The following is a 481-nucleotide window of genomic DNA, read 5'->3' as shown; positions in this document are numbered from 1 at the left end:
TTATCTAAAGTTACTCCGTAAGCTCCAATGTGTTGTGTAATACCTCCAGACTCACCAGCGATAACATTTTCTTTACGAATATAATCCAGCAAAGATGTTTTACCGTGATCGACGTGACCCATTACAGTAACAATTGGTGCTCTGACAACTAAATCTTCTTCTTTATCTTCAACTACTTCAATAGCTTCTTCGATATCAACTGTAATAAACTCAACTTCGTAACCAAATTCATCTGCTACAATAGTTAATGTTTCAGCATCTAAACGTTGGTTCATGGTTACCATGATACCTAAAGACATACAAGTTCCAATTACTTTAGTAATCGGCACATCCATCATGATAGCAATTTCACCTACAGTAACAAACTCAGTAACTTTAATAGTTTTACTTCCTTCATCAAGTGCCCTTTGCTCCTCATCAGATTTCTGACGGTGCGTATCTCTTTTATCTCTTCTGTATTTAGCAGCTTTTGATTTTCCAC

The 481-nt window shown here is 36.2% G+C and carries 1 protein-coding gene; it reads right to left on the bottom strand.

Translation table 11 applies throughout. The features are described from left to right. Positions 1-481: translation initiation factor IF-2 N-terminal domain-containing protein (locus BW716_RS35535; protein ID WP_179091437.1), on the bottom strand; the 481-nt coding region annotated here is incomplete at both ends.

The organism is [Flexibacter] sp. ATCC 35208, from assembly GCF_001975825.1.
Lineage (GTDB): Bacteria > Bacteroidota > Bacteroidia > Chitinophagales > Chitinophagaceae > Chitinophaga.
The sequence above is the reverse complement of the archived record's forward strand: the minus strand, read 5'-3'. Positions and strand labels throughout refer to the sequence as shown.